The sequence below is a fragment of the Alkaliphilus metalliredigens QYMF genome (genome assembly GCF_000016985.1).
GTDB classification, from domain to species: domain Bacteria; phylum Bacillota; class Clostridia; order Peptostreptococcales; family Natronincolaceae; genus Alkaliphilus_A; species Alkaliphilus_A metalliredigens.
This window is the reverse complement of sequence record NC_009633.1, coordinates 94,688-114,663: the sequence shown is the minus strand read 5'-3', so window position 1 is coordinate 114,663 and position 19,976 is coordinate 94,688. Positions and strand designations below refer to the sequence as shown.

Annotated in this window: 25 protein-coding genes; 3 read left to right on the top strand and 22 right to left on the bottom strand. The window is 38.4% G+C overall.

Features of this window, described 5'->3' with window-relative positions; genetic code table 11:
* Nucleotides 1-23 precede the first annotated feature (23 nt).
* Both AMET_RS00560 and AMET_RS00555 read right to left on the bottom strand, forming a co-directional pair.
* Nucleotides 24-560 (bottom strand): spore maturation protein, encoded by a 537-nt coding sequence (locus tag AMET_RS00560; RefSeq protein ID WP_011971248.1) that lies wholly within the window; start codon nucleotides 558-560, stop codon nucleotides 24-26.
* The gene (locus AMET_RS00555; RefSeq protein ID WP_011971247.1) at nucleotides 560-1,135 is read right to left on the bottom strand and encodes a nucleoside recognition domain-containing protein; all 576 of its coding nucleotides are present in this window, start codon (nucleotides 1,133-1,135) and stop codon (nucleotides 560-562) included. The genes AMET_RS00560 and AMET_RS00555 overlap by 1 nt, the downstream gene beginning before the upstream one ends.
* A 255-nt stretch (nucleotides 1,136-1,390) precedes the next feature.
* On the opposite strand from AMET_RS00555, the gene AMET_RS00550 reads away from it, so the two are divergent.
* Nucleotides 1,391-2,839 (top strand): nicotinate phosphoribosyltransferase, encoded by a 1,449-nt coding sequence (locus AMET_RS00550; RefSeq protein WP_011971246.1) that lies wholly within the window; start codon nucleotides 1,391-1,393, stop codon nucleotides 2,837-2,839.
* A gap of 117 nt (nucleotides 2,840-2,956) precedes the next feature.
* On the opposite strand, the gene AMET_RS00545 is transcribed toward AMET_RS00550, so the two are convergent.
* Entirely contained in the window at nucleotides 2,957-4,375 is a 1,419-nt protein-coding gene (locus tag AMET_RS00545) for an HDIG domain-containing metalloprotein (protein WP_011971245.1), read from the bottom strand.
* A 387-nt stretch (nucleotides 4,376-4,762) separates the two neighbouring features.
* Between AMET_RS00545 and AMET_RS00540 the strand changes: the two genes are divergently transcribed.
* Nucleotides 4,763-5,002, top strand: a complete 240-nt coding sequence (locus tag AMET_RS00540; protein WP_011971244.1) for an AbrB/MazE/SpoVT family DNA-binding domain-containing protein — start codon at nucleotides 4,763-4,765, stop codon at nucleotides 5,000-5,002.
* Nucleotides 5,003-5,113: 111 nt separating this feature from the next.
* On the opposite strand, the gene rsmI is transcribed toward AMET_RS00540, so the two are convergent.
* From rsmI to AMET_RS00485, 12 genes are all read right to left on the bottom strand, one after another.
* Nucleotides 5,114-5,953 carry a 16S rRNA (cytidine(1402)-2'-O)-methyltransferase gene (gene rsmI / locus AMET_RS00535; protein ID WP_011971243.1) on the bottom strand — a complete coding sequence of 280 codons (840 nt, stop codon included), beginning with the start codon at nucleotides 5,951-5,953 and terminating at the stop codon, nucleotides 5,114-5,116.
* A complete protein-coding gene (locus AMET_RS00530) occupies nucleotides 5,946-6,713 on the bottom strand; it encodes a tRNA1(Val) (adenine(37)-N6)-methyltransferase (protein WP_011971242.1) in 768 nt (255 codons plus the stop codon). Before AMET_RS00530 ends, rsmI begins: the two co-directional genes overlap by 8 nt.
* Nucleotides 6,714-6,864: 151 nt before the next feature.
* A complete protein-coding gene (locus AMET_RS00525) occupies nucleotides 6,865-7,707 on the bottom strand; it encodes a hypothetical protein (protein WP_011971241.1) in 843 nt (280 codons plus the stop codon).
* A gap of 91 nt (nucleotides 7,708-7,798) precedes the next feature.
* Nucleotides 7,799-8,824: an anti-sigma factor domain-containing protein gene (locus AMET_RS00520; protein ID WP_011971240.1), complete on the bottom strand. Its 1,026-nt coding sequence runs from the start codon at nucleotides 8,822-8,824 to the stop codon at nucleotides 7,799-7,801.
* Nucleotides 8,817-9,560, bottom strand: a complete 744-nt coding sequence (gene sigI / locus AMET_RS00515; RefSeq protein ID WP_011971239.1) for an RNA polymerase sigma factor SigI — start codon at nucleotides 9,558-9,560, stop codon at nucleotides 8,817-8,819. The genes AMET_RS00520 and sigI overlap by 8 nt, the downstream gene beginning before the upstream one ends.
* A 102-nt stretch (nucleotides 9,561-9,662) precedes the next feature.
* On the bottom strand, nucleotides 9,663-10,265 hold the full coding sequence (locus AMET_RS00510) for a TlpA disulfide reductase family protein (RefSeq protein WP_041720170.1): 603 nt from the start codon (nucleotides 10,263-10,265) through the stop codon (nucleotides 9,663-9,665).
* Between the two features lie 23 nt (nucleotides 10,266-10,288).
* Entirely contained in the window at nucleotides 10,289-10,432 is a 144-nt protein-coding gene (locus AMET_RS26110; protein ID WP_198135374.1) for a hypothetical protein, read from the bottom strand.
* Nucleotides 10,433-10,437: 5 nt separating this feature from the next.
* Nucleotides 10,438-11,334 (bottom strand): PSP1 domain-containing protein, encoded by an 897-nt coding sequence (locus tag AMET_RS00505; protein ID WP_011971237.1) that lies wholly within the window; start codon nucleotides 11,332-11,334, stop codon nucleotides 10,438-10,440.
* The gene (gene holB / locus AMET_RS00500; RefSeq protein ID WP_011971236.1) at nucleotides 11,328-12,317 is read right to left on the bottom strand and encodes a DNA polymerase III subunit delta'; all 990 of its coding nucleotides are present in this window, start codon (nucleotides 12,315-12,317) and stop codon (nucleotides 11,328-11,330) included. Before holB ends, AMET_RS00505 begins: the two co-directional genes overlap by 7 nt.
* Before the next feature lie 19 nt (nucleotides 12,318-12,336).
* The gene (locus tag AMET_RS00495; RefSeq protein ID WP_011971235.1) at nucleotides 12,337-12,666 is read right to left on the bottom strand and encodes a cyclic-di-AMP receptor; all 330 of its coding nucleotides are present in this window, start codon (nucleotides 12,664-12,666) and stop codon (nucleotides 12,337-12,339) included.
* Nucleotides 12,663-13,298 carry a dTMP kinase gene (gene tmk, locus AMET_RS00490; protein WP_011971234.1) on the bottom strand — a complete coding sequence of 212 codons (636 nt, stop codon included), beginning with the start codon at nucleotides 13,296-13,298 and terminating at the stop codon, nucleotides 12,663-12,665. The genes AMET_RS00495 and tmk overlap by 4 nt, the downstream gene beginning before the upstream one ends.
* 89 nt (nucleotides 13,299-13,387) lie before the next feature.
* Nucleotides 13,388-14,818 (bottom strand): aminotransferase class I/II-fold pyridoxal phosphate-dependent enzyme, encoded by a 1,431-nt coding sequence (locus tag AMET_RS00485; RefSeq protein ID WP_011971233.1) that lies wholly within the window; start codon nucleotides 14,816-14,818, stop codon nucleotides 13,388-13,390.
* Nucleotides 14,819-14,981: 163 nt separating this feature from the next.
* Between AMET_RS00485 and AMET_RS25435 the strand changes: the two genes are divergently transcribed.
* Nucleotides 14,982-15,158 carry a hypothetical protein gene (locus tag AMET_RS25435; protein ID WP_011971232.1) on the top strand — a complete coding sequence of 59 codons (177 nt, stop codon included), beginning with the start codon at nucleotides 14,982-14,984 and terminating at the stop codon, nucleotides 15,156-15,158.
* 53 nt (nucleotides 15,159-15,211) lie between these two features.
* On the opposite strand, the gene AMET_RS00480 is transcribed toward AMET_RS25435, so the two are convergent.
* From AMET_RS00480 to cobM, 7 genes are all read right to left on the bottom strand, one after another.
* On the bottom strand, nucleotides 15,212-15,397 hold the full coding sequence (locus tag AMET_RS00480) for a sigma factor G inhibitor Gin (RefSeq protein WP_011971231.1): 186 nt from the start codon (nucleotides 15,395-15,397) through the stop codon (nucleotides 15,212-15,214).
* A 141-nt stretch (nucleotides 15,398-15,538) separates the two neighbouring features.
* Nucleotides 15,539-16,039 carry a hypothetical protein gene (locus AMET_RS00475; RefSeq protein WP_011971230.1) on the bottom strand — a complete coding sequence of 167 codons (501 nt, stop codon included), beginning with the start codon at nucleotides 16,037-16,039 and terminating at the stop codon, nucleotides 15,539-15,541.
* Between the two features lie 179 nt (nucleotides 16,040-16,218).
* On the bottom strand, nucleotides 16,219-16,431 hold the full coding sequence (locus tag AMET_RS00470) for a hypothetical protein (RefSeq protein ID WP_041720167.1): 213 nt from the start codon (nucleotides 16,429-16,431) through the stop codon (nucleotides 16,219-16,221).
* A gap of 140 nt (nucleotides 16,432-16,571) precedes the next feature.
* Nucleotides 16,572-17,348, bottom strand: coding sequence for a cobalt-precorrin-6A reductase (locus AMET_RS00465; RefSeq protein ID WP_011971229.1), 777 nt, complete (start codon nucleotides 17,346-17,348; stop codon nucleotides 16,572-16,574).
* The gene (cobJ, locus tag AMET_RS00460) at nucleotides 17,345-18,085 is read right to left on the bottom strand and encodes a precorrin-3B C(17)-methyltransferase (protein ID WP_011971228.1); all 741 of its coding nucleotides are present in this window, start codon (nucleotides 18,083-18,085) and stop codon (nucleotides 17,345-17,347) included. The genes AMET_RS00465 and cobJ overlap by 4 nt, the downstream gene beginning before the upstream one ends.
* Before the next feature lie 71 nt (nucleotides 18,086-18,156).
* Nucleotides 18,157-19,221, bottom strand: coding sequence for a cobalt-precorrin 5A hydrolase (cbiG, locus tag AMET_RS00455; protein WP_011971227.1), 1,065 nt, complete (start codon nucleotides 19,219-19,221; stop codon nucleotides 18,157-18,159).
* Nucleotides 19,218-19,976 (bottom strand): precorrin-4 C(11)-methyltransferase, encoded by a 759-nt coding sequence (cobM, locus tag AMET_RS00450; RefSeq protein ID WP_041720164.1) that lies wholly within the window; start codon nucleotides 19,974-19,976, stop codon nucleotides 19,218-19,220. The genes cbiG and cobM overlap by 4 nt, the downstream gene beginning before the upstream one ends.

Here is a 19,976-nt window from a genome sequence, read left to right as displayed (position 1 = left end):
CTATACCCTCTAAATCCTCTTTATTATAATCTCCTTAATAATACACTCCAAACCACCACAGATGCAATCACCGAAGCAAAGTGTGCAATTAAGGCTGCCGGGACAGTATGCCGACTCCTTTGAACACCAATGGCGCCAAAATAGACTGCCATTGTATAAAAAATCGTCTCGGCGGATCCCATCATTGTGGCTGCTACCCTCCCAGGAAAGGAGTCTGCTCCATAGGTACCTATAATATCCTTTAAAATCACTAAGGATCCACTGCCTGATAGAGGACGCATCAGGGTTAGGGGCAGTACCTCTGAAGGAATACCTACTAGTCTTGCCAATGGCATCAATAATTGAATTAAATAATCCATGGCTCCTGATTTACGCATCAATCCAATGGCTAGAAAAATAGCTACTAAATAGGGCATAATCCGGACAGCAGTTTGAAATCCTTCCTTTCCACCAGCCACAAAGCTATCATAAAGGGGTACTTTTTTAATCCAACCGTGGAGTAATATCACAGTAATCATGGCGGGAATAGCTAAAATTGAAACCATTGCCATCGCTTCCATTATCCCTCACCCCTCTCCAAAAGCTTACAGGTCACGATACCTACAACTGTTGAAATAGCTGTTGCAATCATTCCGGGTCCAATAATTTCCGTTGGCATGGCTGAGCCTGCATCTGCCCGAATTTTTAATACCGTTAGGGGAATCAATTGAATTGAAGACATATTAATCACTAAAAATAGACACATGGCATTGCTGGCGACTTTCTTCTTTTTATTTAATGTTTGTAGCTCTTCCATTGCTTTTAACCCTAATGCTGTGGCTGAATTTCCCGCACCAAAAAGATTGGCAACAAAATTCATCATCATGGCACTAATGGCAGGATGATTGGGTGGGATGTCTGGAAATAATATCCTTGTAATAGGTGTCATCAGCCTAGCAAATCCATTGATGAGCCCTGACTCTTTGGCAATATTCATGAGCCCCAACCACACCACCATAATTCCTGTCAGACTAATGGCAAACATGACTGCTTCTTGGGAATCCGATAGAATTACTTCACTAATTATTTCTCCTCGACCTGTGAAAATCGCCACACCCATGGCGACCATAATCATAAAAAACCATATATGATTCATCAAAAAACCCCTTCATGAAAATTTTACATACTCAATCCATTATATGAAGGTAGTTCTTGTCCTTATGTACTCTGTACGTCTTCTCTTTTCTTTGTTTTTTATGCTAGGGTGCTTTTCCCAACTATTTATAGTTTATTTTCATGAATTTTGTTATAATGACAATAACGACTAAACGAGACTTAAATCAGATGAGTTTTTAATAGGCTCCTGAAGATGAAAACCTTTTTACTATAATAAAGACAAGGAAGGTATATTATGCGAAATCACACGCTGTTAACAGATTTGTATCAATTGACGATGATGAATGGATATTTTGAGAATAATAGCCATGAGGATACGGTTATATTTGATTTATTCTTCAGAAAAAATCCTTGTAATAATAGCTTTACAATTATTGCGGGAATTGAACAGGTCATCGATTACATTGAAAATCTTGGGTTTACAGAAGAGGATATTCAGTATCTAAGAAGTTTAAATTTATTTGGAGAGGCTTTTTTAGATATGCTGAAACAATTCACCTTTACCGGAACCATTTATGGTGTTCAAGAGGGCTCTATTATGTTTCCCCATGAACCTATTTTAAGGGTAAAGGCTTCAGTTCTACAAGCACAGCTTATCGAAACAGCCTTGTTAAATATGATTAATTTTCAATCCTTAATTGCCACTAAAGCGTCACGGATCGTGGAAGCTGCAAAGGGTGACCCTGTTTTTGAATTCGGACTACGAAGAGCCCAGGGTCCCGATGCTGGCATCTATGGTGCTCGGGCTGCGGTCATTGGTGGTTGTGTTGCTACTTCTAATATACTAGCAGGAAAACTGTTTGATCTTCCCGTAGTGGGAACCCATGCCCATAGCTGGATTCAAAAGTTTGATTCTGAGCTTGAGGCCTTCCGTGCCTATGCTAAGGCTTACCCAGACAAATGTCTTTTATTGGTGGATACCTATGATACATTGAAAAGCGGGATTCCAAATGCCTTAACTGTATTTAATGAATTACGGGAAAAAGGATATGAACCAAAGGGAATTCGAATTGACTCTGGGGATTTAGCTTACATTTCTAAGCAAGCCAGAAGGATGCTTGATGATGCAGGATATGAAAAGGTGGGCATCGTTGCTTCTAGTGATTTAGATGAGGATACCATTGATAGCTTAAAACTTCAGGGTGCATCCATTAATTCTTGGGGGGTTGGCACTAACCTGATTACATCAAAGGATTGTCCCGCTTTAGGTGGTGTGTACAAGCTCTCTGCTGTGGAAAAATCAGGGACACTTATTCCTAAAATGAAGCTTTCGGACAACCCTGGTAAAATCACGAATCCCGGCTATAAAAAGGTTATACGAATTTATGAGGCAGAAAATAATAGAGCCCAGGCCGACCTTATTTTATTGGAGGAGGAAGAAATAGATACAACAAAACCACTAACCATCTTCCATCCACTATACACTTGGAAAAAGAAAACATTTTCCAATTACAAGGTACGTGAAATGCTTATGCCAATCTATGAGGATGGCAAGCTGGTCTATCCTCGAAAAACCGTTAATGAAATTAGGGCTTATGTACGGCAGGAGTTGAGTACCCTCTGGCCAGAGTACAAACGATTAAACCGTCCACAACTTTACAAGGTAGACCTCTCTCAAAAACTGTGGAGCCTAAAGCATAATATGATTCAATCTTTAAAGAAGGATAAGAAAGATGACGAATAAGAGGATTGTTAATTCAGCGGGGACCTTTCCTCTTGGATAAAAAACGAAGTGACTGCCATAAAAGTTAGCGTTCAAACTTTTATGGCAGTCACTTCTGATTAAGTCTCTTTTTAGCTTCTAGTATATTTCTTTAATATATTTTAGCACTCTTTCCTTTTCAGGAGGAATTTTACCAAAGTAAATGGCCTTTTTCACTTCCTCTACTATCTCTCCTACTAAAATCCCTTCTGGAAGGTTCAATGTCTCCATAATTTCTTTTCCAGATATAATGTGGGAAATGTTTTCAATTGGTTTATAACGGGTTATATAATTGTTTGCAATGTATTCGATATGTATTTTGAACATGCCCATTTCTTCTTCGGGATCCAATAGCTTCCTTGTTGCTACAATATCAGCAAAGGCAATTAATAGAATATCTAGGGTTTCTTCACCCATCTCTTTAAAGAGCTTATAAAGTGCCTTTCCACTAACATCATTGCTTTTATATAGTACCAATGGTCCCATATGCAGCTCAATGTAGCGATAAAGCATTTGCTGTTCCTTCACGCTGAGCTTTAGCTTTTCTCCATAGACTTTGACAATCTCTGCTCCGGTAATCTCATGTCCCCTAAAACGGACTCTTCCTGTTTCATCTACCTTCTGTGCTGATGGCTTTCCGATGTCGTGGAATAGTGCTCCTAATTTAATGAGCTGTAGTCGTGTATGCTCTCCGGCAACCTTTTTGCTGGTATGGACTTCATAGGCTTCTCTTATATGGTTTTCAAAAAAACCTTGGTGATAGATTACCATCTCAGCAATCCTCATGGTATACAAAGAGTGGGTCCAACAATCTACCACGTGATATTTGCATTGCCCCACATCCTTCATATTGATAATTTCAGGAAAGATTTTATCCAATACATGAAGTTCTTTATCTAAGAATTCTAAATACTCATGTGTATTTTCTTCTCCTAGTAAAGTGAAAATTTCCGTAGCAATCCGTTCTCCTGGGGCTTCATTAATAAGCAGACAATTTCTTTGTATGCTTTTCTTAGTCTCATCGTCCATTTCAAAGTCCAGTTGCCCCATCAAACGCGGACCTCTGAGCATTCTAATGGGGTCCTGTTGAAAATTCTTCTCTGAAATTTGTCTTATGACCTTTTCTTTAATATCTTGTTGTCCACCATAAGGATCAATTAATTGACTTTCATCAATTGGCCACCCACTTTCAAGAGGATAGGCCATGGCATTAATTGTGTAATCCCTCTTTGCCAAATCTGCTAATATATCTTCACCTTGGAATTTAGCTAAATCGATGGTTATCCCATCCTTTACTTTTACCCGATGAATTCCACGGTCCTGATCTAGAACAAAATAACTCCCTTGTAGTTCCTTTGCTATCTTTTCAGCGAAGCGTCCTGGATCCTCTTTTATGATAAGGTCTAAATCTTTTATATTTCTATTGAGTAAAAAGTCTCTGATACTACCTCCTACTAAGTAAATATCTATATTGGAAACTTTACCTGTTTCAAGAATACAGGCAATGATTTTATTCATTTTATCAGCTCCTCATTGGTGATCTATGTTTGTATAAATATACCCTATATTTTATTCTTCCACCAGTTTTATCATGAAATGCACTACTCTTTTTAGTATAAGGTGAAAAACATGTCATTACAATTGGATTTGTCAATAAAAACGCGTTGACTTTTTATGGAATATCTGGTACTATCTATATTAAGCATGTCGAATCTTGTAATTTCATGGAATATTCAGTAGAAATCATTTCCTTTTGATACTAATATAATATGAAACTTTATTCACAGGAGATTTTACTTTTATTGAATTTTAGGAAAATCTATTTCGACAATTAAGATTGCCCACCCTAATACTCTGGAGGTAGTGGCGTTATCTAAAAACAAATTAAAAAAAGGAGGAAAACACTTGAAATCAACTGGTATTGTAAGAAAAGTAGATGAATTAGGTAGAATTGTTTTACCAATCGAGTTAAGACGTACACTCACTATTGCAGAGAAGGATTCTTTGGAAATTTATGTAGATGGTGAAAGCATTATTCTTAAGAAGTATGAGCCAGCATGTATTTTTTGCGGAAATGCAAAAGATGTTACTGTATATAAGACCAAAAATGTTTGTGAAGATTGTTTAGAAGAGTTCAGAAAGTAAATTTGCTTCATTTGTGATTTCACATGGACTTATTTCATGTGATGATCCTCTTTATACTTGAGACTCCCTAGTACTAGGGGGTCTCTTTTTTTCGTATTCATTGTCTGCTCTCTATGGAAGCTCAATTGATTCCTGGTATACGTCCCTTTTAGGAACTTTTCTAGCCTTTGCCACTTCTTTAATGGCTTGTTTTTTATCCATTCCTGCTTCTATTAATTGTATCAAGTGTTCTTGGATCGTCAGATCCTTAAAGGCTTCCTCTTGATGATCCGAGGGGACGCCTCCTTCACATAGCAGCACAATTTCTCCCCTTGGGGGATTTTCTTGAAAATGTGCTAATAATGTTTCAAAATCACCTCTTATGAATTCTTCAAACTTCTTTGTGAGCTCTCTTCCCACAACAGCTTGTCTATTTCCTAAAACTTCGCTTAAACTCTTTAATGTTTCCTTTAATCGATGGGGAGCTTCATAAAATATCAATGTCCGATCCTCATGTTTAATCTGTTCAAGTCGTTCCTTCTTTTTCTTTTTATCTCGGTCTAAAAATCCTTCAAAGCTAAATCGTCTGGCATCTAATCCCGATGCAACAAGAGCTAAAATCCCTGCGGTTGCCCCGGGTAGTACTTCTACTGGAATGTCTTCTTCAATACATAATTTAATGAGATCTTCTCCTGGATCTGAAATGCCAGGCATTCCTGCGTCTGAAACCAGTGCAATTTTCTCTCCTTGCAATAGCTTATTCACAAGCTGGGGTCCTTTACTCATTCGATTGTGTTCATGATAGCTGGTCAGGGGTTTTTGAATCTCAAAATGATTGAGAAGCCTTAGGGTATGTCGTGTATCCTCTGCCGCAATCACATCCACAGCTTTTAAGGTGTTTAATACCCTTAAAGTGATATCCTCTAGATTGCCAATGGGCGTAGGACAAATGTACAGTTTTCCTTTATCCATTTGTGTTTGCCCCTTTCTCTATATGATTTTTCCCATAGATTTCATGGATTTCCGATGTGTACTTTCCCTCTTGATCGTAAACGTAAAGAGGATCTAAAAATTTTAATTCCGGATTTGCATCCTTCTTCGCTTCTAATAACATGAGATTTGGTTTTTTATCGTATGTAGAATGGATCAGTCTCAGTTGTTTTGGCTCTAGTTTATACTGTCTACAAAACACAAGAATATCCACAATTCGTTGTGGTCTATGAATTAAAAATAATTTTCCATGCTGCTTTAAGAGCTTCGAGGCGGTTCTAATGACATCCTCTAGGTTACATTTGACTTCATGGCGAGAAATTGTTTTTTTATCCTCTTGATTCTTTAACCCTTGACCATGCATATAGGGCGGATTGGAGGTTACCACATCAAATGAGTTAACCGGTAATACCTGAGGGGCTTCCTTCAAATCCATTGGTAATATATCGATACGACATTCTAATCCGTTGAGTTTTACACTTCTTTGGGCCATCTCTGCTACCTCTTCTTGGATCTCAATGCCGGTCACATGGCTACTCTCACTTTTTCCTGCCAGTAAAATTGGAATAATGCCTGTCCCAGTCCCTAGATCTACTACTCTGGCATTCTTTTTCAGGGTAACAAAGTTAGCTAATAGTACCGCATCTATTCCAAAACAAAACCATTGGGGGTTTTGGATCAGTTTTAAATCATTAATTTGTAAGTCGTCTATTCTTTCGTTTTCTTTTAGTAATTCTTCCATTGTTTTTCTCCTTTATTATCTCTCATATTGATGTTATCTTGCATGATGATGTCTTCCTTATAGTATAGCATTATTTTGTGGGTTTCATTACGAAGAAAAGAAATACCCTTTAGTTTGTGAACTAAGGGGTATTTCTCCTTTTGGCTAAATTCTATTTTTCTGCCAGTCTATAGACTTCATTATTCTTTACTTGAATACGAATCGTCGCACCAAGGGAAATTTCTGATAAATCAATCCTCTTTTCTACGGTAAAGGTTCTATTTTCTTCACCAATCCTTAGAATAATTATGTTTTCTTCTTCTGTTATCTTTACACTCATTAACCTACCTTCATGGGTTTGAATATCCGAAAATCCATAGATTTCCACAACCTTATCCTCTTCAATTTTTAAGGTTACTTCCATCCCTTTTTCAAGTCTTGTTAATCGGCTGCTGGCATCATCAATCCAAATTTTAGCATTGCTGTCTATGTCATATAATCTTTTAGTATTATCGCTTATCACAGTTATTTCTCTTCTTGTACTATTGATGGCATCTATTTTTCCTTTTACTTCTTCATATTTTTCTGCTGGAATACGATCCTTTCCTTTACTTCCTATAATTTCAATAATAGTCAATTCATCATTAAGCTTTAGCTGTACTTCATCATTTTTGTATAGGTCTTTAAAGCTAACGATTTTTCCATCCAACTCAATTTTAGCATTATCAGCTACAAGCAGATGTAGTTGTGCTGTTCCTTCTTCAATTACAATTCTTCTATTATCAGCATCCATCTGTAGAATTGTTTTATTGTATTCATAGGCTAAACCCTTCTGTAGTTCTTCTATATCACCAAATCTCTTTTGAATCCCAGGAGGTAACTCTCCTGCTTTTTCTTCTAATCCCGGGGGCAATCCCTGTTTTTTAGCTAATCCTGGTGGTACAAAAGCACTGGCTGTAGCAGCAAAGGAAACAAACATCAATAGGGCAAATGCCCCTGCTAGAAATTTTTTCATTACATATAACCTCCTATTATTTTAAGTTACTATATATTACGGAGCTGAAGACATTTTAAGGGCCTCTTTTGGAGATAAATTTTTTTGATGCTTAATTGGGGCCTGTACCTTTACCCCTGGATTTATTCTGATTACCTGGGTGTTGTTCAAATACAGGGTGGTTCTTTTGCCCTTTCTGTACTTTTTCACCTTGCTCATTTTTCTCATCTTGCTTACCTTGTCTATCTTGGTTATCTTTTTTATCCAGCTGCTCTTGTTTATTATCCTTTTCCCTATTACCTGGGTGCTCATTGAAAACGGGGTGCTCCTTTAATTGATCCTGGTTTTTTTTCTGATTTCCTGGATGTTCATCAAAAACCGGGTGAGCCTTGTCAATTTGTTTCATCATTTCACCAATACTTTTTTCTTTTATCTCTTCCATGTCAATATCCTCAGGAGTAGTGGCCCTAACCTTCTCATACATTTCTAGCTTTCCAACAGAAATTTTGTCCTCTGTGGCCTTTTTTAGAGATTCTACCTCAGCCTCTATTGTGACTACGGAAATGCTTTCACCCTGTTCCACTGCTGTTTGTTCAATTCTTTCTTTCCCGATTTCAATCAATGCTTGCAGTCCTGTTAAATTTGCTTTACTTTCTTTTAATAAAATCCTGGCAACCAGAATATAGTTTTCATCTCCAAAAGGAATATACCCCTGCTCCTTGGACAGATTTACAAGCTCTTCTAGTGCCAGTTCAACGGACTGATTCTTTAATTCTTGTAGGGGCAAGGTCTTCGCATCTTCGTTTAATGGAGTCACCTTAATGACTTTATTATTTGCATTGACTTCCATTTGTATGCTGGGATTAATGTCAACTGTTAATAGTGCATGGACTTGATAATTCATCTGCCATAGATTGATTCCATAAAGAGATGTGATAAGGACTAGCAGAACTGAAGCTGCCATTAGCATCCATGGCTGGATTTTTCCCTTTTTAGGATTTACTATTTCTGTAGAATGAAACAGAATTTCTGTTCCAACCTCAGCTTGCCTTTTTTTCTTGATCTCTGTGAAAAGACAATCATCGGTCATAATCACCATGGTATTCTTTCTTATTTCCATCACGCAGCCCTTATTCATCAATGTAATCCCCCCCTTCAACTTGGGAAATATATTCTTTCATTGTATCTAAATTACTATCTAAAATGAGGATAACGGCTATAATAAACTTACGACTCCCCTGAACCACCTTTTTAGACACCATTAATTCCTTCATGAGCTCACTTGTAGGAAGCTTCTTGCGACGTAGTAACTTTTCTTTAAGTTGATGATTTTCATGTACATATCTCCCAATTTTAATGGCATTGAGTCGTGTATCCATATGTCTTGGTGCTTCATTGATTAAATCATCTAATGTTACTTGAAATTCTGCCATTCTCTTAATGAAAATTCCCATGTCCACCTTTGCTTCTACACGATTTTCAAAGCTCTCCACTGAAGCCATATGATCAGTGCTAGATGCCTCACCATCATCCCCTATCATTTGACTCACAATCACTTCATTTGAAGTCCTGGACTGTTTTCTTAGCTGGTCAATAGAGCGATTTTTGATGACAATGGCGGCAAAGGAGAGAAATTTACCTCTGCTGGTTTCGTATTTATCGATGGCTTCATTGAAGGCCATTAATCCAATACTGAACATATCGTCATTCTCTATTTCAATATACCTTCCTAGCTGCTGGCTCAGGATCTTTTTAATAAAGGGGATGTGCTCTTGAATGATGCTATTTTTTTCTTCCTCATTTCCTTCTTGAATGTCTCGGATTCGTTCCTCAATTGTCTTTCTCTTTTTCAAGATTTTGAAGAGTTTTGTCACTGATATACCCCCTCACTATTTTATTCGTGCACTTTGGTTTTTTAAGGTAGCCTCTATTTTGATCCTCTAAGAAATATTTAAAAAGATTTAAAAAGCTCTTACCTAAGGTAAGAGCTTTTCTAATACGGGCTCCAATGCCTCTATCATTTTGTCCTCTTTCATCAAGGTGGTGAAAAGCTGCACCACTTCACCTGACTCATCTAACAAAAATGTAGTGGGAAAACTCCCTACATAATAGGCATCTTGAACTTCGCCTTCATCATCAAATACAATATGGAATTCATATTCCTGTTCTTCTAAATACGCCAGTATATCCTTATGCTCTGCTGTTTCAAAGGTAGTTGCATTCACGCCTACAAAGCTAACATCTTCTTCTAAGAGTCTCTGTAGATTATGTAATACCTCTAGTTGTTCCTTCGAATCTTCATCCCATGAAACCCAAAAAGTTAAAAAAATGGGCTTTCCTTTTAGTTCAGATAACGTTACCTCTTCTTGCCGTTGGTTTTCTAGTGTAAATTGTAATGGACCCTCTTCTATTGGCGCTTCTTCTATATCCTGAGTTTCCTCTTCAGTCATCTCTTGCTCTGTAGGTGGCTGATTGTCTTCGACCTCTTCAGGCCCTATAGTCCTTCTGCATCCTGCTATGATCAACAATAATACCATTATTAAAATCATTATTTGAACCTTTTTATATCCTTTTTTCATTGGCATATCGCTCCATTTCTCATTTAGGCATGGGAAAGATAATAGACCATCATACTGACTAGTTCTCTTTTCAGATACCTTCTCTTCTCTTCTCTTCTTTTACTATTATTATAACAAATACCCAAAGAAAAACCTACCTTTACTGACAACTGCGTAAAGATAGGCATATTTTCTATTTTTGTTCTAGATTCTTTAGTTCGTCCTTCAACTCCTCAGGAATTTCTAGATCATCCTGCTGGGCTTTCTTTTGTACTACTTTTATTTTTGTCACATCATGTAGGAAGTAACTCTTTACTTCTTCTGCTCCATTATCACCATTCCGAACCTTTACCTTGACTAACTCTAGTAATACATTTGTATCTAGCACAATCCCTTCTCCGTCAGGGGTTAATACAATGGATCCTGTCCCAGGAAGCTTTGCTAGAATTTGCTGATACATATCATGTTCATATTTCAAGCAACAGAATAAACGTCCACAAATCCCTGAAATTTTTGCTGGATTTAGGGAAAGATTTTGCTCTTTGGCCATTTTTATAGAGACTGGCTCAAAGTCCCCTAGCCAGGTTGCACAACATAGTGATCGTCCACAGGGCCCTATTCCCCCAAGCATTTTTGCTTCATCCCTCACGCCAATTTGTCTCAGTTCAATCCGTGTTCGAAAAACAGAGGCTAGATCTTTGACTAGTTCCCTAAAATCAACCCTACCATCAGCTGTAAAGTAAAAAATAATTTTGTTATTATCAAAGGTGAATTCCACATCAACTAATTTCATTTCCAGTTGATGCTTTTCTACTTTTTCTATACAAATTTCAAAGGCTTCCTTTTCTTTTGCCTTATTTTCATCATGAATCTTTTCATCTTCTTCTGTGGCAATTCGAATCACCTTTTTTAATGGGGCGATGATATCTTCTTCTAATACTTCCTTAGGTCCTACGACAACCTCTCCAAACTCTACTCCTCGAACTGTTTCTACGATTACATTTTTATTTTTACTTACTTCAAACTCTGTTGGATCAAAGTAATAAATTTTCCCTGCTTTTTTGAACCGAATACCGACAACCGTTACCATGACGACAATACCTCCTGAATGTTTAACAGCATCACTTCTATATTTAATTGGAATTGAACATTCCGTCTGACATTTTCCTTTGTATTTTCTATTATAGAAATAATATTGCTTATTTTCTTTAAATCTATTCGGTTACTTTGAGATATAATTTCTTCTACCTGATCTATATTAAACATCAGTACCTTATTTTGTGTATCCCTATATACTAGTAAATCACGATACCAGACTAAATACAACTCTAAAATTTCTTCGATACTTTCTTTATGGTCTTCAAAGAATGAAAACTTTTGTAATGCTGCCACCTTATCCTTTTTAAAAAGATCCTTTGATATCTGAATTAATCCTTCCCGCTGGTTCTGAAAGGAGGGGTCTTCTAGGAGCTTTAATGCCTTTCCAACTACACCATTAGAAAGGGTGGCCATGAGCTTAGCCTTTTCTAAGTCTACATTTTTTTCAAGCATTAGAAAAGCTTGAATCACATCAAGTGGGACTGGCTGAAATTTGATTATTTGGCAGCGAGATGTGATGGTAGGAAGAAGGCTGTGACTATTAGCTGTCAGCAAAATCAATGTGACATAACTTGGTGGCTCCTCTAAGGTTTTTAACAGAGCATTTTGGGCCTGTACTGTCATTTTTTCTGCTTTTTCAATAATATATACTTTTTTTCTACTTTCATAGGGCTTTTGCTGTGTATCTTTTTGTAAATCTCGAATGGTATTTATTTTAATAGAGCCTTCCCCTGTAATCCAGATTACATCGGGGTGGTTTTGATGGCTTAGCTTTTTACAGCTATTACATTGATTGCAGGGCTGATCCCCTGTCCCTGTACAGCAAAGGGCTTTGGCCAACTCAAACGCCACTAAGTGCTTTCCTAACCCTTCTATCCCTTCAAAAATATAACCATGGCCTACTGTATTTTGCTTGATAGATTGTTTTAATAGCTTAATCACATGGGCTTGTCCTACAATATTTTCAAAAGCCATATAAGCTGGTCCTCACTTTCTATAGCTTTGCGTATTTTTCAACGTCAACAACGAACACTGTTGCGCCTCCCACCCTCACTTCAATCGGATAGGGGATAAAGACTCCCGTGGCTCCTGAAACCGGTGCTGGTGATGTGGCAATTTGTTCTCTAGACTCACAATTGTCTTTGATACTACTGATGACCTCATCTACCTTATCATCGTCTACTCCTACTAAAATGGTTGTATTCCCTGATTTTAAAAATCCACCTGTTGTTGCCAGCTTGGTAACACGGAATTGATTGGCTGTTAAATCATCCAGTAGTGCATGGACATCATCATCATGAACAATGGCAATCACTAATTTCATGCTTCATCCCTCCTTAGTAAATTCGTCATAATCTTTTCTACTTCGCTTTTTATTTTTTCTACCTCTTGATTGGCTTCAATTACTTTGATACGGCTAGAATTCATTTGAGCTAGATCATGATAACTTTCATAGACAGTATAATGAAACGCCATCTTTTCTTGCTCTAATCTGTCTCCTTTTTCTTTCACGTTGATTCTCCCTAAGCTTACCTGGGGGTGAATATTGAAAAAAATTGTTAAATCCGGTTCCAATCCACCGGTTGCAAACTGGTTAATATTTCTGACAGCATCAAATCCTAATCCACGACCTCTTCCTTGATAGACCATGCTTGAATCTACAAATCGGTCGCAAAGTACAACCCTACCCTCTGCCAAGGCTGGTAAAATGAATTCTTCCACATGCTGTGCCCTAGAAGCCGCATATAATAATGCTTCCGTTCTATGTGTCATCTCCTGGTGTGTGCGATCTAAAATAGCCTCTCGGATTATCTCACTAATTCTGGTCCCACCGGGCTCCCTTGTCAGGGAAACCTTGTATCCTCTTTCTTCAAAAAAATCTTTTGCATAATGGATTTGTGTACTTTTGCCTGCTCCATCCACACCTTCAAATGAAATAAAAAGGCCATTTTTCATTGTATCACCTCGTTAAGGCATCTCCAAAAAAATATCTAGTCGGTATGACGGTTTATTTTTTTATGATGTCTAGATTCTGTCTCTCTACGCTATATTTCATCTGCCTTGATGATTTGAATTGTTTTGTAGCTGGCGTCTTTCATTCCAACTATTTCCATTCCCTCTTGTACCATGAGGTCAATATATTGTATCATCTCTTTATCAATTACTTCTCCAGGGATTACTATAGGAATTCCAGGAGGATATGGAATCACATACTCTCCACTAATTTGTCCCCTGGCTTCTAATAAAGGGATTGTTTCTTTTCTTTTGTGTAATGCTTCCCCAGGTCTCAATACTTGTTTTGGAATGCGATAGGTAAAGGGAGGCATCTCCTTGATCCTTTGGTTTCCTTTTTCCTGGGCGATGTTTTTCAATGCCTTTATCAATCGATCAAAGTCTCGTCTTTGATTGCCTATGGTGGCAACCCCAAGAACTCCGTAAATATTTGCTAGCTCCATTTGGATCTGGTATTGATCTCGAAGCCGCTTTTCTAATTGATACCCAGTCACTCCCAAATGTTTCAAACTAATCCAAAGGCGAGTGGCATCATGATTTTCGCCACCTAAGATCTCAATTCCTTCAATATCTGCTAATTCAGCTTTGAAATACGTAATATGCTGTAGCAACTGTTCCATTAAATACTTTCCTTGGGTATCATAGATCATGGTTGCTAAGTCTAGTGAAGCTAACAATAAATAGGATGGACTGCTACTTTGATGAATTCGTAGCATGGTCTTTAGCTTATTGCGATCAATACGATCTCCCTGTATATGTAACATGGAGCTTTGTGTAAAGGATGGTAGGGTTTTATGGGTACTTTGTACAACAGCGTCGGCACCGCATGCTAGTGCTGTGGCTGGTAGTTGTTGACTCAACCCAAAATGTGCTCCGTGAGCTTCATCTATTAATAGTATTTTATCATATTTATGAACAATCTCAGCGATTTTTTTTAGATCTGAAGTAATTCCATGATAGGTGGGATAAGTGATAATCATTGCCTTTGCATCCAGATGCTCTTGAATCATTTGTTCTACTGCTTGAGGTGATACCCCTAGACTAATTCCTTGCTCTATCTCTATCTCGGGGTAGAGGTACACAGGATTAAGATCTCCTAAAATGGTACTATTAATCACTGATTGATGGCAGTTCCGATCCACAATGATTTTATCTCCAGGCTCTGTACAGGCCATCACCATACTGTATATCCCTGATGTGCTTCCATTAACTAGAAAAAAAGTTTCTTTACTATGGAAAGCACGGCTTGCTCTTTCTTGTGCCTCTTTAATAATCTCCTTTGGATTGTGAAGGTTATCGGTTCCTGGTATCTCAGTTGTATCGATATGCATTAAAAAATCTGTAAAGTTTTTATAGGGGAACTGATGGTATATTTTCCCATTTTTATGCCCCGGTACGTGAAAGGATACGATATCCTGCTTTTGCAACTGTAGCAACCGATCTAAAATAGGCACTTCACTCATGAGCTTTTTCTCCCTTCAGATTTAATCTTTCTATTTTAATTCGAGAAACAATCGCTTATTCCTTTTTTATTTTATTTTATAAAAAGGTTTAAAACATCAATTTTGAGGCATAATTAAGGATAAGACAACATTTGTCTTAACTTCATATGAGGAAGGTGATTCTGTGAATGGTGATAGAATTACAAATTTAAAAGAGTTTGTAACCGCTTATGGTGGTCGAAAGTCTGATATTGAGATAGCTGAAATGCTGGAGGCTCCAATCGATCAAGTGAAGAGCGAAAGAAGAAAGCTTTCCTTTGATACCTTTAAAACCAAAATAAGCATCCATCACAAGAAATAGTAACTGATCCTCATAGCAAAAGCAAGATAATACGAACAAAAAAATAGGAGGGACTACGATACCTGTAGTCCCTTTTTCCATATTTCTTTTATTTTCTTTTTAAACAATTCATATTTTAATTGGTCTGTTTCTATGTAGAGCATCTCTTTTTCGCAGCTACCACATATGTATTCATTTAAGACAACAATTCCTGTATTGTTCTCACGATTACAGACATAACACTTTAACCCTTCACCCATTACGTCTCACCAGCCTTATTTAGGATTCTATCCAGATTATCGCCCTATATTTACCATATTATTCAGACTTCTCGTACATTGTTCCGTACAATTTCGCAATAAAAAAAGCGTCTATGACGCTTTCCCTAGAGCCTTTATTCACTACTGATTGGCAACTGTAATCTGTTTTTGTAATTCCTCAAGTAATCCTTCGCTGGGCTGAAAAATAAATCGATTGATTTTCCCATCGTTTTCATATTGTCCTACGTAAACACCTTTTCCTTTTAAGCGGCAGGCGATCCCATAGGTTTTGTTGCATTTTTCCTGTTTATCCAGTGCCTGGATGGGCTTAATCCATTGAATGTCATAAATCTTCACATCTAATACCTTTTTTTCCTTTGAACCAATTTCTTTGTAGAATATCAAGTCATCTTCAATGAGTATATATGTGTACTTGGCTAAATTTCTATTGATCAAATATGATGTAAGGCCTGTAGATATTAACAATATCATCACACTGGCTATACTGGCATAGTTTTTAGGCATAAAGTTTGTAAGCTCCACAAATAAATTAATGACTAATAAGGCTCCAATTATTTTTAACATGGTCTGCCAAAAAGGTTTTTTAGGTTCACTAGCTGTATGCCGAATCATTGCTGCCATTTTTAACACTCCTCTAAGGGTATTTCCTATCAATGGTTTCCCCTGATTAACATCTAAACTATCATACCACCTGAATATTAACTATTCAACCCCTATTATACACTTTGTCTGATGCTGCTACATCAACTCATGGCCCACTAAAAAAAAATAGCCTTTTTACTATTTTCTAGTAAAAAGGGCTATTTAACAATCCTAATGTTCTTGGAGGCATATTCTGATGCGATGTGATCATTTCTTTTGTAGAGATTATACACCGGTACAGGTTTGGGCTTTCTTGTTCTTGCAACTGGTCTGATATCTTCTAGTGTCTTATTTACAAAGGCGAATAAAATGATGCCGATAGGAATCAACAACAATGTTAAAAAGACGATTCCAATGATATGGTTGAACATAGACATCTTCCCCTTATAACTAGACATCGTCACCTGAATTTTGCTAAAGTTCTTGGTTATGGTGACACTGTTGTTATATTTCTACATTTCATTGTATATTCCTGCTAGTTTTTTTTGGGAAATATGGCCTATTTGTATAATTAAGTCGTTGCTTCTTCAAATTTCATCACCTTCTGCACTGCTTGGATTAGTTCTTTGGTGTTTTCATGGGTCTGTCCATAATTCATGATAGGTCTCTGAACCACAATGATTGGAATGTTTAGCTTCTGTGCAGCCCTGATCTTTTCTTGTGTTCCTCCAGCCATGCCACTGTCCTTGGTGATGATGACAGATGGACAATATTGTCGAAATAGTTCTTGGTTCATGGCTTCACTAAAGGGTCCCTTCATGGCAATCAGATTATCTGGAGTGAATCCATAGTCTTCACAGGCCTTGACCATTGAAGACAAAGGAAGAACCCTTGCAATTAATCTTTCTACATTGATTTCTTCTAAAAATGTTGGAATTTCCTTGCTTCCAATGGTTAAAAAAATGCTCCCTTGGTATTTCTTTGCCTCTTGGGCAGCTTCTTTAAAATCTTTAACCATTTTGAGCCCCTGATCCCCACAGGTCACCTGTCCCCGTTCATACCGCAGGTAAGGGATGTCTTTCTCAGCACAAACACCCATTGCCAGCTTAGAAATCTGCTGTGCATAGGGATGGGTGACATCCACCACTGCTTGAATGGGATGCCCCTTTAGTAATGCCTCCATACCCTCTTGATCCAATCGTTCCTCTAAAACTGTCACTTGCCCTTCCTGCTTTAGCAGATCCGCTCCATAGGATGTTGTCACTGTTGCCAGTACCTGTATTTTTCTCTTTAGCAATTCATGGAGTACTTGACGTCCCTCCACGGTCCCACAGAGAAGTAAAATCATATTCCATAACCCCTAGGAGTAATCATGACGTCATTCATCATGGTGGTATGACTATTTCCAATGATGACCACAGTTAGCATGTCAATGGGATGAAGAAGCATCTCACCTAGGGTTGTGACGATGACCACTTCCCCCTGTCTCGTCCCATTTTTTACAATTCCCACGGGCGTTTCCTTACTTCTATACTTCAATAGTATTTTTTGTGTTTCTTCAATCTGGATTGTTCGTCCTTTACTTTTGGGATTATATAGGGCAATGACAAAATCACCCTCTCCAGCCAAGGCAACCCTTTTTTGGATCAGCTCCCAATCGGTCAACAGGTCACTTAGACTAATGACAGCAAAATCATGCATCAGTGGCGCCCCTAATAGGGCTGCTGCTGCACTGACAGCTGTAATGCCAGGGATCACCTCCACCTCTATATCACTTTGTCTCTGTTGCTTCACCTGCAAAAGCGCTCCTGCCATCCCATAGATACCAGGATCGCCACTACTGACTAAGGACACTACCTTGCCTTCCTCTGCTAATGTCAGTGCAAGCTGGCATCTTTCCACTTCTTTACGCATGCCGCTGTCAATGACCTCTTTACCCTCAAGGGTTTCCTCGATCAGTTCAATATATGTTTTATACCCAATAATGGTATCGGACTTCATTAAAGCACGGGTGGCAGCAGGAGCTCGATAAGCCTCATCTCCTGGTCCTATTCCAATTACAAAAACTTTTCCATTCTTTTTCATTTCTCTACTTCACCCCTTATTGTCATTTTCTTATGTTAAGGAATCTCAAATTAGTGAGCCCCTATGGCGTGCTATTTTCTCTCCGATGCCTCAGATACTTTTACTTCTGCAATTGATAGTGTGATTCCGTCACCCTTTTCCTTCTCCATGAGCATGTGTCCACCCTGACTCCCTATGTATGCACAGGGTCCACTGACGGCCCCCACACCGATGGTTTTCTCCACAAAGGCAGAGGTTTCAAATTGATGTAAGCTGGTTTGACTTTTTTTGATTGTTTCAATATCAATGATCTCTAGGGGAACATTGAAATGTGCACTGGCTTCAATGATGGCCTTTTCTTCTTTTTTTACCTCTACGGTCACGAACTTTTCAATACTGTGGGTAGATTTATCGAGGTTTTTTAAGCTTGCTTTAATTTTTTCAATCATCAGCTGTGGGGAAACTTTTTTACGACAACCAATACCGATCACTAGATTTCGGGGATAAAGCTGTAAATCTCTTGCTCTTTTCCCTAGTCGGCTTTGATTACTGATTATAATGCCATAGTCATGATCCTCAAGATCCTTTTGCTTTGACACCCTCACATAGCCCTCTGGTAATACCAGCGCTCTATTATCTTCACAATAAAGGCCAATGATCCCGTCATTCACAATATGAGCTGTCAGGGTCTTTGTCAGCTGCCAGTCGGCTATTTCACAATTCAATTGCTGGGCTAGTAAATCCACTGCCACCCTTCCCTGAACGTCAGAGGCTGTGGTAATCACAGGATTGGCATTGATCATGGTGGCAACTCTTTGGGTCATCTCATTGGCCCGTCCCCAATGTCCCGACAAAAGACTAATGACATTTTGTCCCTTCTCATCCATAACTAGCACCCCTGGATCCTGACTCTTATGTTGAAGTAGGGGTGCAATGCTGCGGACCACAATCCCTGTGGCCATGATAAACACAAGGATATCATAGGCTGAAAATAGCTGAGCCACACAGCGCTTAAAATCTTCTCCTACAGCAAAGACATTTTTTTCTCCTAAGGGCAGCGGCCCCTTAAGATAAAGATGACTCTCCTCTAGAAATTCCTGTAACACCAATGCCAATGTCTTGCCCCCCTTGGTTAAGGCAATGATGGCGATTTTCATTTAGTAGCCTCTCGATATTCATGGGAAAATGTTGGATCATAAAGCTTAGATCGTTCATACTCTGTATTTAAAAATCGGCCCACAAGAATTTGGGCTGTTTTCGTAATATTGGCCTCCTGTACCTTTTTTGCAATGTCTTTTAATGTCCCGATTACCATTTTTTCATCTGGCCAAGAAGCCCGTTGAACCACAGCAATGGGTGTGTCCTCTGGATAGGACTCCAATAACTGTTCCACCACACCTTCCATCATATGAACAGATAGAAAAATTGCCATGGAGGCTTGGTGACTTGCTAACTCCTTGAGGGCTTCCTTCTCAGGTACTGGGGTTCGCCCTTCAAGTCTTGTTAAGATAACAGTTTGTGTTACATCCGGTAGGGTTAATTCTCGCTTGAGGGCAGCTGCAGCCGCCATAAAGGAGCTTACACCTGGAATTACCTCATAGGGTATTTTATAACCATCCAATAGGTCCATTTGTTCTTGTATGGCTCCATAAAGGCTAGGATCCCCTGTATGCACCCGTGCCACCTGCTTGCCTTCGTCTACTGCTTTCTTAATCAGTTGAATCACAGTCTCCAATGTGAGTTTTGCACTGTTATGTATCTCAGCACTTTCCTTTCGGTGATCCAATACCTTGGGATTCACCAGGGAGCCCGCATAAATAATCACATCGGCGGATCCAATGACACGATGGCCCTTCATGGTTAATAACTCTGGATCTCCTGGTCCTGCCCCAACAAAAAATACTTTTTCCAC

Excerpts from the sequence above, each read along its gene's own strand:
- rsmI (WP_011971243.1), bottom strand. The coding sequence starts at position 5,953 with ATGGATAAAGGAAAACTGTACATTTGTCCTACGCCCATTGGCAATCTA.
- AMET_RS00555 (WP_011971247.1), bottom strand. The coding sequence starts at position 1,135 with ATGAATCATATATGGTTTTTTATGATTATGGTCGCCATGGGTGTGGCG.
- AMET_RS00475 (WP_011971230.1), bottom strand. The coding sequence starts at position 16,039 with ATGGCAGCAATGATTCGGCATACAGCTAGTGAACCTAAAAAACCTTTT.
- AMET_RS00525 (WP_011971241.1), bottom strand. The coding sequence starts at position 7,707 with ATGAAAAAATTTCTAGCAGGGGCATTTGCCCTATTGATGTTTGTTTCC.
- AMET_RS00505 (WP_011971237.1), bottom strand. The coding sequence starts at position 11,334 with ATGGTAACGGTTGTCGGTATTCGGTTCAAAAAAGCAGGGAAAATTTAT.
- AMET_RS00465 (WP_011971229.1), bottom strand. The coding sequence starts at position 17,348 with ATGATTTTACTTCTCTGTGGGACCGTGGAGGGACGTCAAGTACTCCAT.
- cbiG (WP_011971227.1), bottom strand. The coding sequence starts at position 19,221 with ATGAAAATCGCCATCATTGCCTTAACCAAGGGGGGCAAGACATTGGCA.
- holB (WP_011971236.1), bottom strand. The coding sequence starts at position 12,317 with ATGGCTTTTGAAAATATTGTAGGACAAGCCCATGTGATTAAGCTATTA.
- AMET_RS00520 (WP_011971240.1), bottom strand. The coding sequence starts at position 8,824 with ATGAATAAGGGCTGCGTGATGGAAATAAGAAAGAATACCATGGTGATT.
- AMET_RS00560 (WP_011971248.1), bottom strand. The coding sequence starts at position 560 with ATGGAAGCGATGGCAATGGTTTCAATTTTAGCTATTCCCGCCATGATT.
- AMET_RS00495 (WP_011971235.1), bottom strand. The coding sequence starts at position 12,666 with ATGAAATTAGTGATTGCCATTGTTCATGATGATGATGTCCATGCACTA.
- AMET_RS00530 (WP_011971242.1), bottom strand. The coding sequence starts at position 6,713 with ATGGAAGAATTACTAAAAGAAAACGAAAGAATAGACGACTTACAAATT.
- AMET_RS26110 (WP_198135374.1), bottom strand. The coding sequence starts at position 10,432 with ATGCCTATCTTTACGCAGTTGTCAGTAAAGGTAGGTTTTTCTTTGGGT.
- AMET_RS00470 (WP_041720167.1), bottom strand. The coding sequence starts at position 16,431 with ATGTTCAACCATATCATTGGAATCGTCTTTTTAACATTGTTGTTGATT.
- AMET_RS00550 (WP_011971246.1), top strand. The coding sequence starts at position 1,391 with ATGCGAAATCACACGCTGTTAACAGATTTGTATCAATTGACGATGATG.
- tmk (WP_011971234.1), bottom strand. The coding sequence starts at position 13,298 with ATGAAAAATGGCCTTTTTATTTCATTTGAAGGTGTGGATGGAGCAGGC.
- AMET_RS00545 (WP_011971245.1), bottom strand. The coding sequence starts at position 4,375 with ATGAATAAAATCATTGCCTGTATTCTTGAAACAGGTAAAGTTTCCAAT.
- AMET_RS00485 (WP_011971233.1), bottom strand. The coding sequence starts at position 14,818 with ATGAGTGAAGTGCCTATTTTAGATCGGTTGCTACAGTTGCAAAAGCAG.
- AMET_RS00510 (WP_041720170.1), bottom strand. The coding sequence starts at position 10,265 with ATGAAAAAAGGATATAAAAAGGTTCAAATAATGATTTTAATAATGGTA.
- cobJ (WP_011971228.1), bottom strand. The coding sequence starts at position 18,085 with ATGAAAAAGAATGGAAAAGTTTTTGTAATTGGAATAGGACCAGGAGAT.
- AMET_RS00480 (WP_011971231.1), bottom strand. The coding sequence starts at position 15,397 with ATGGGTGAAGGGTTAAAGTGTTATGTCTGTAATCGTGAGAACAATACA.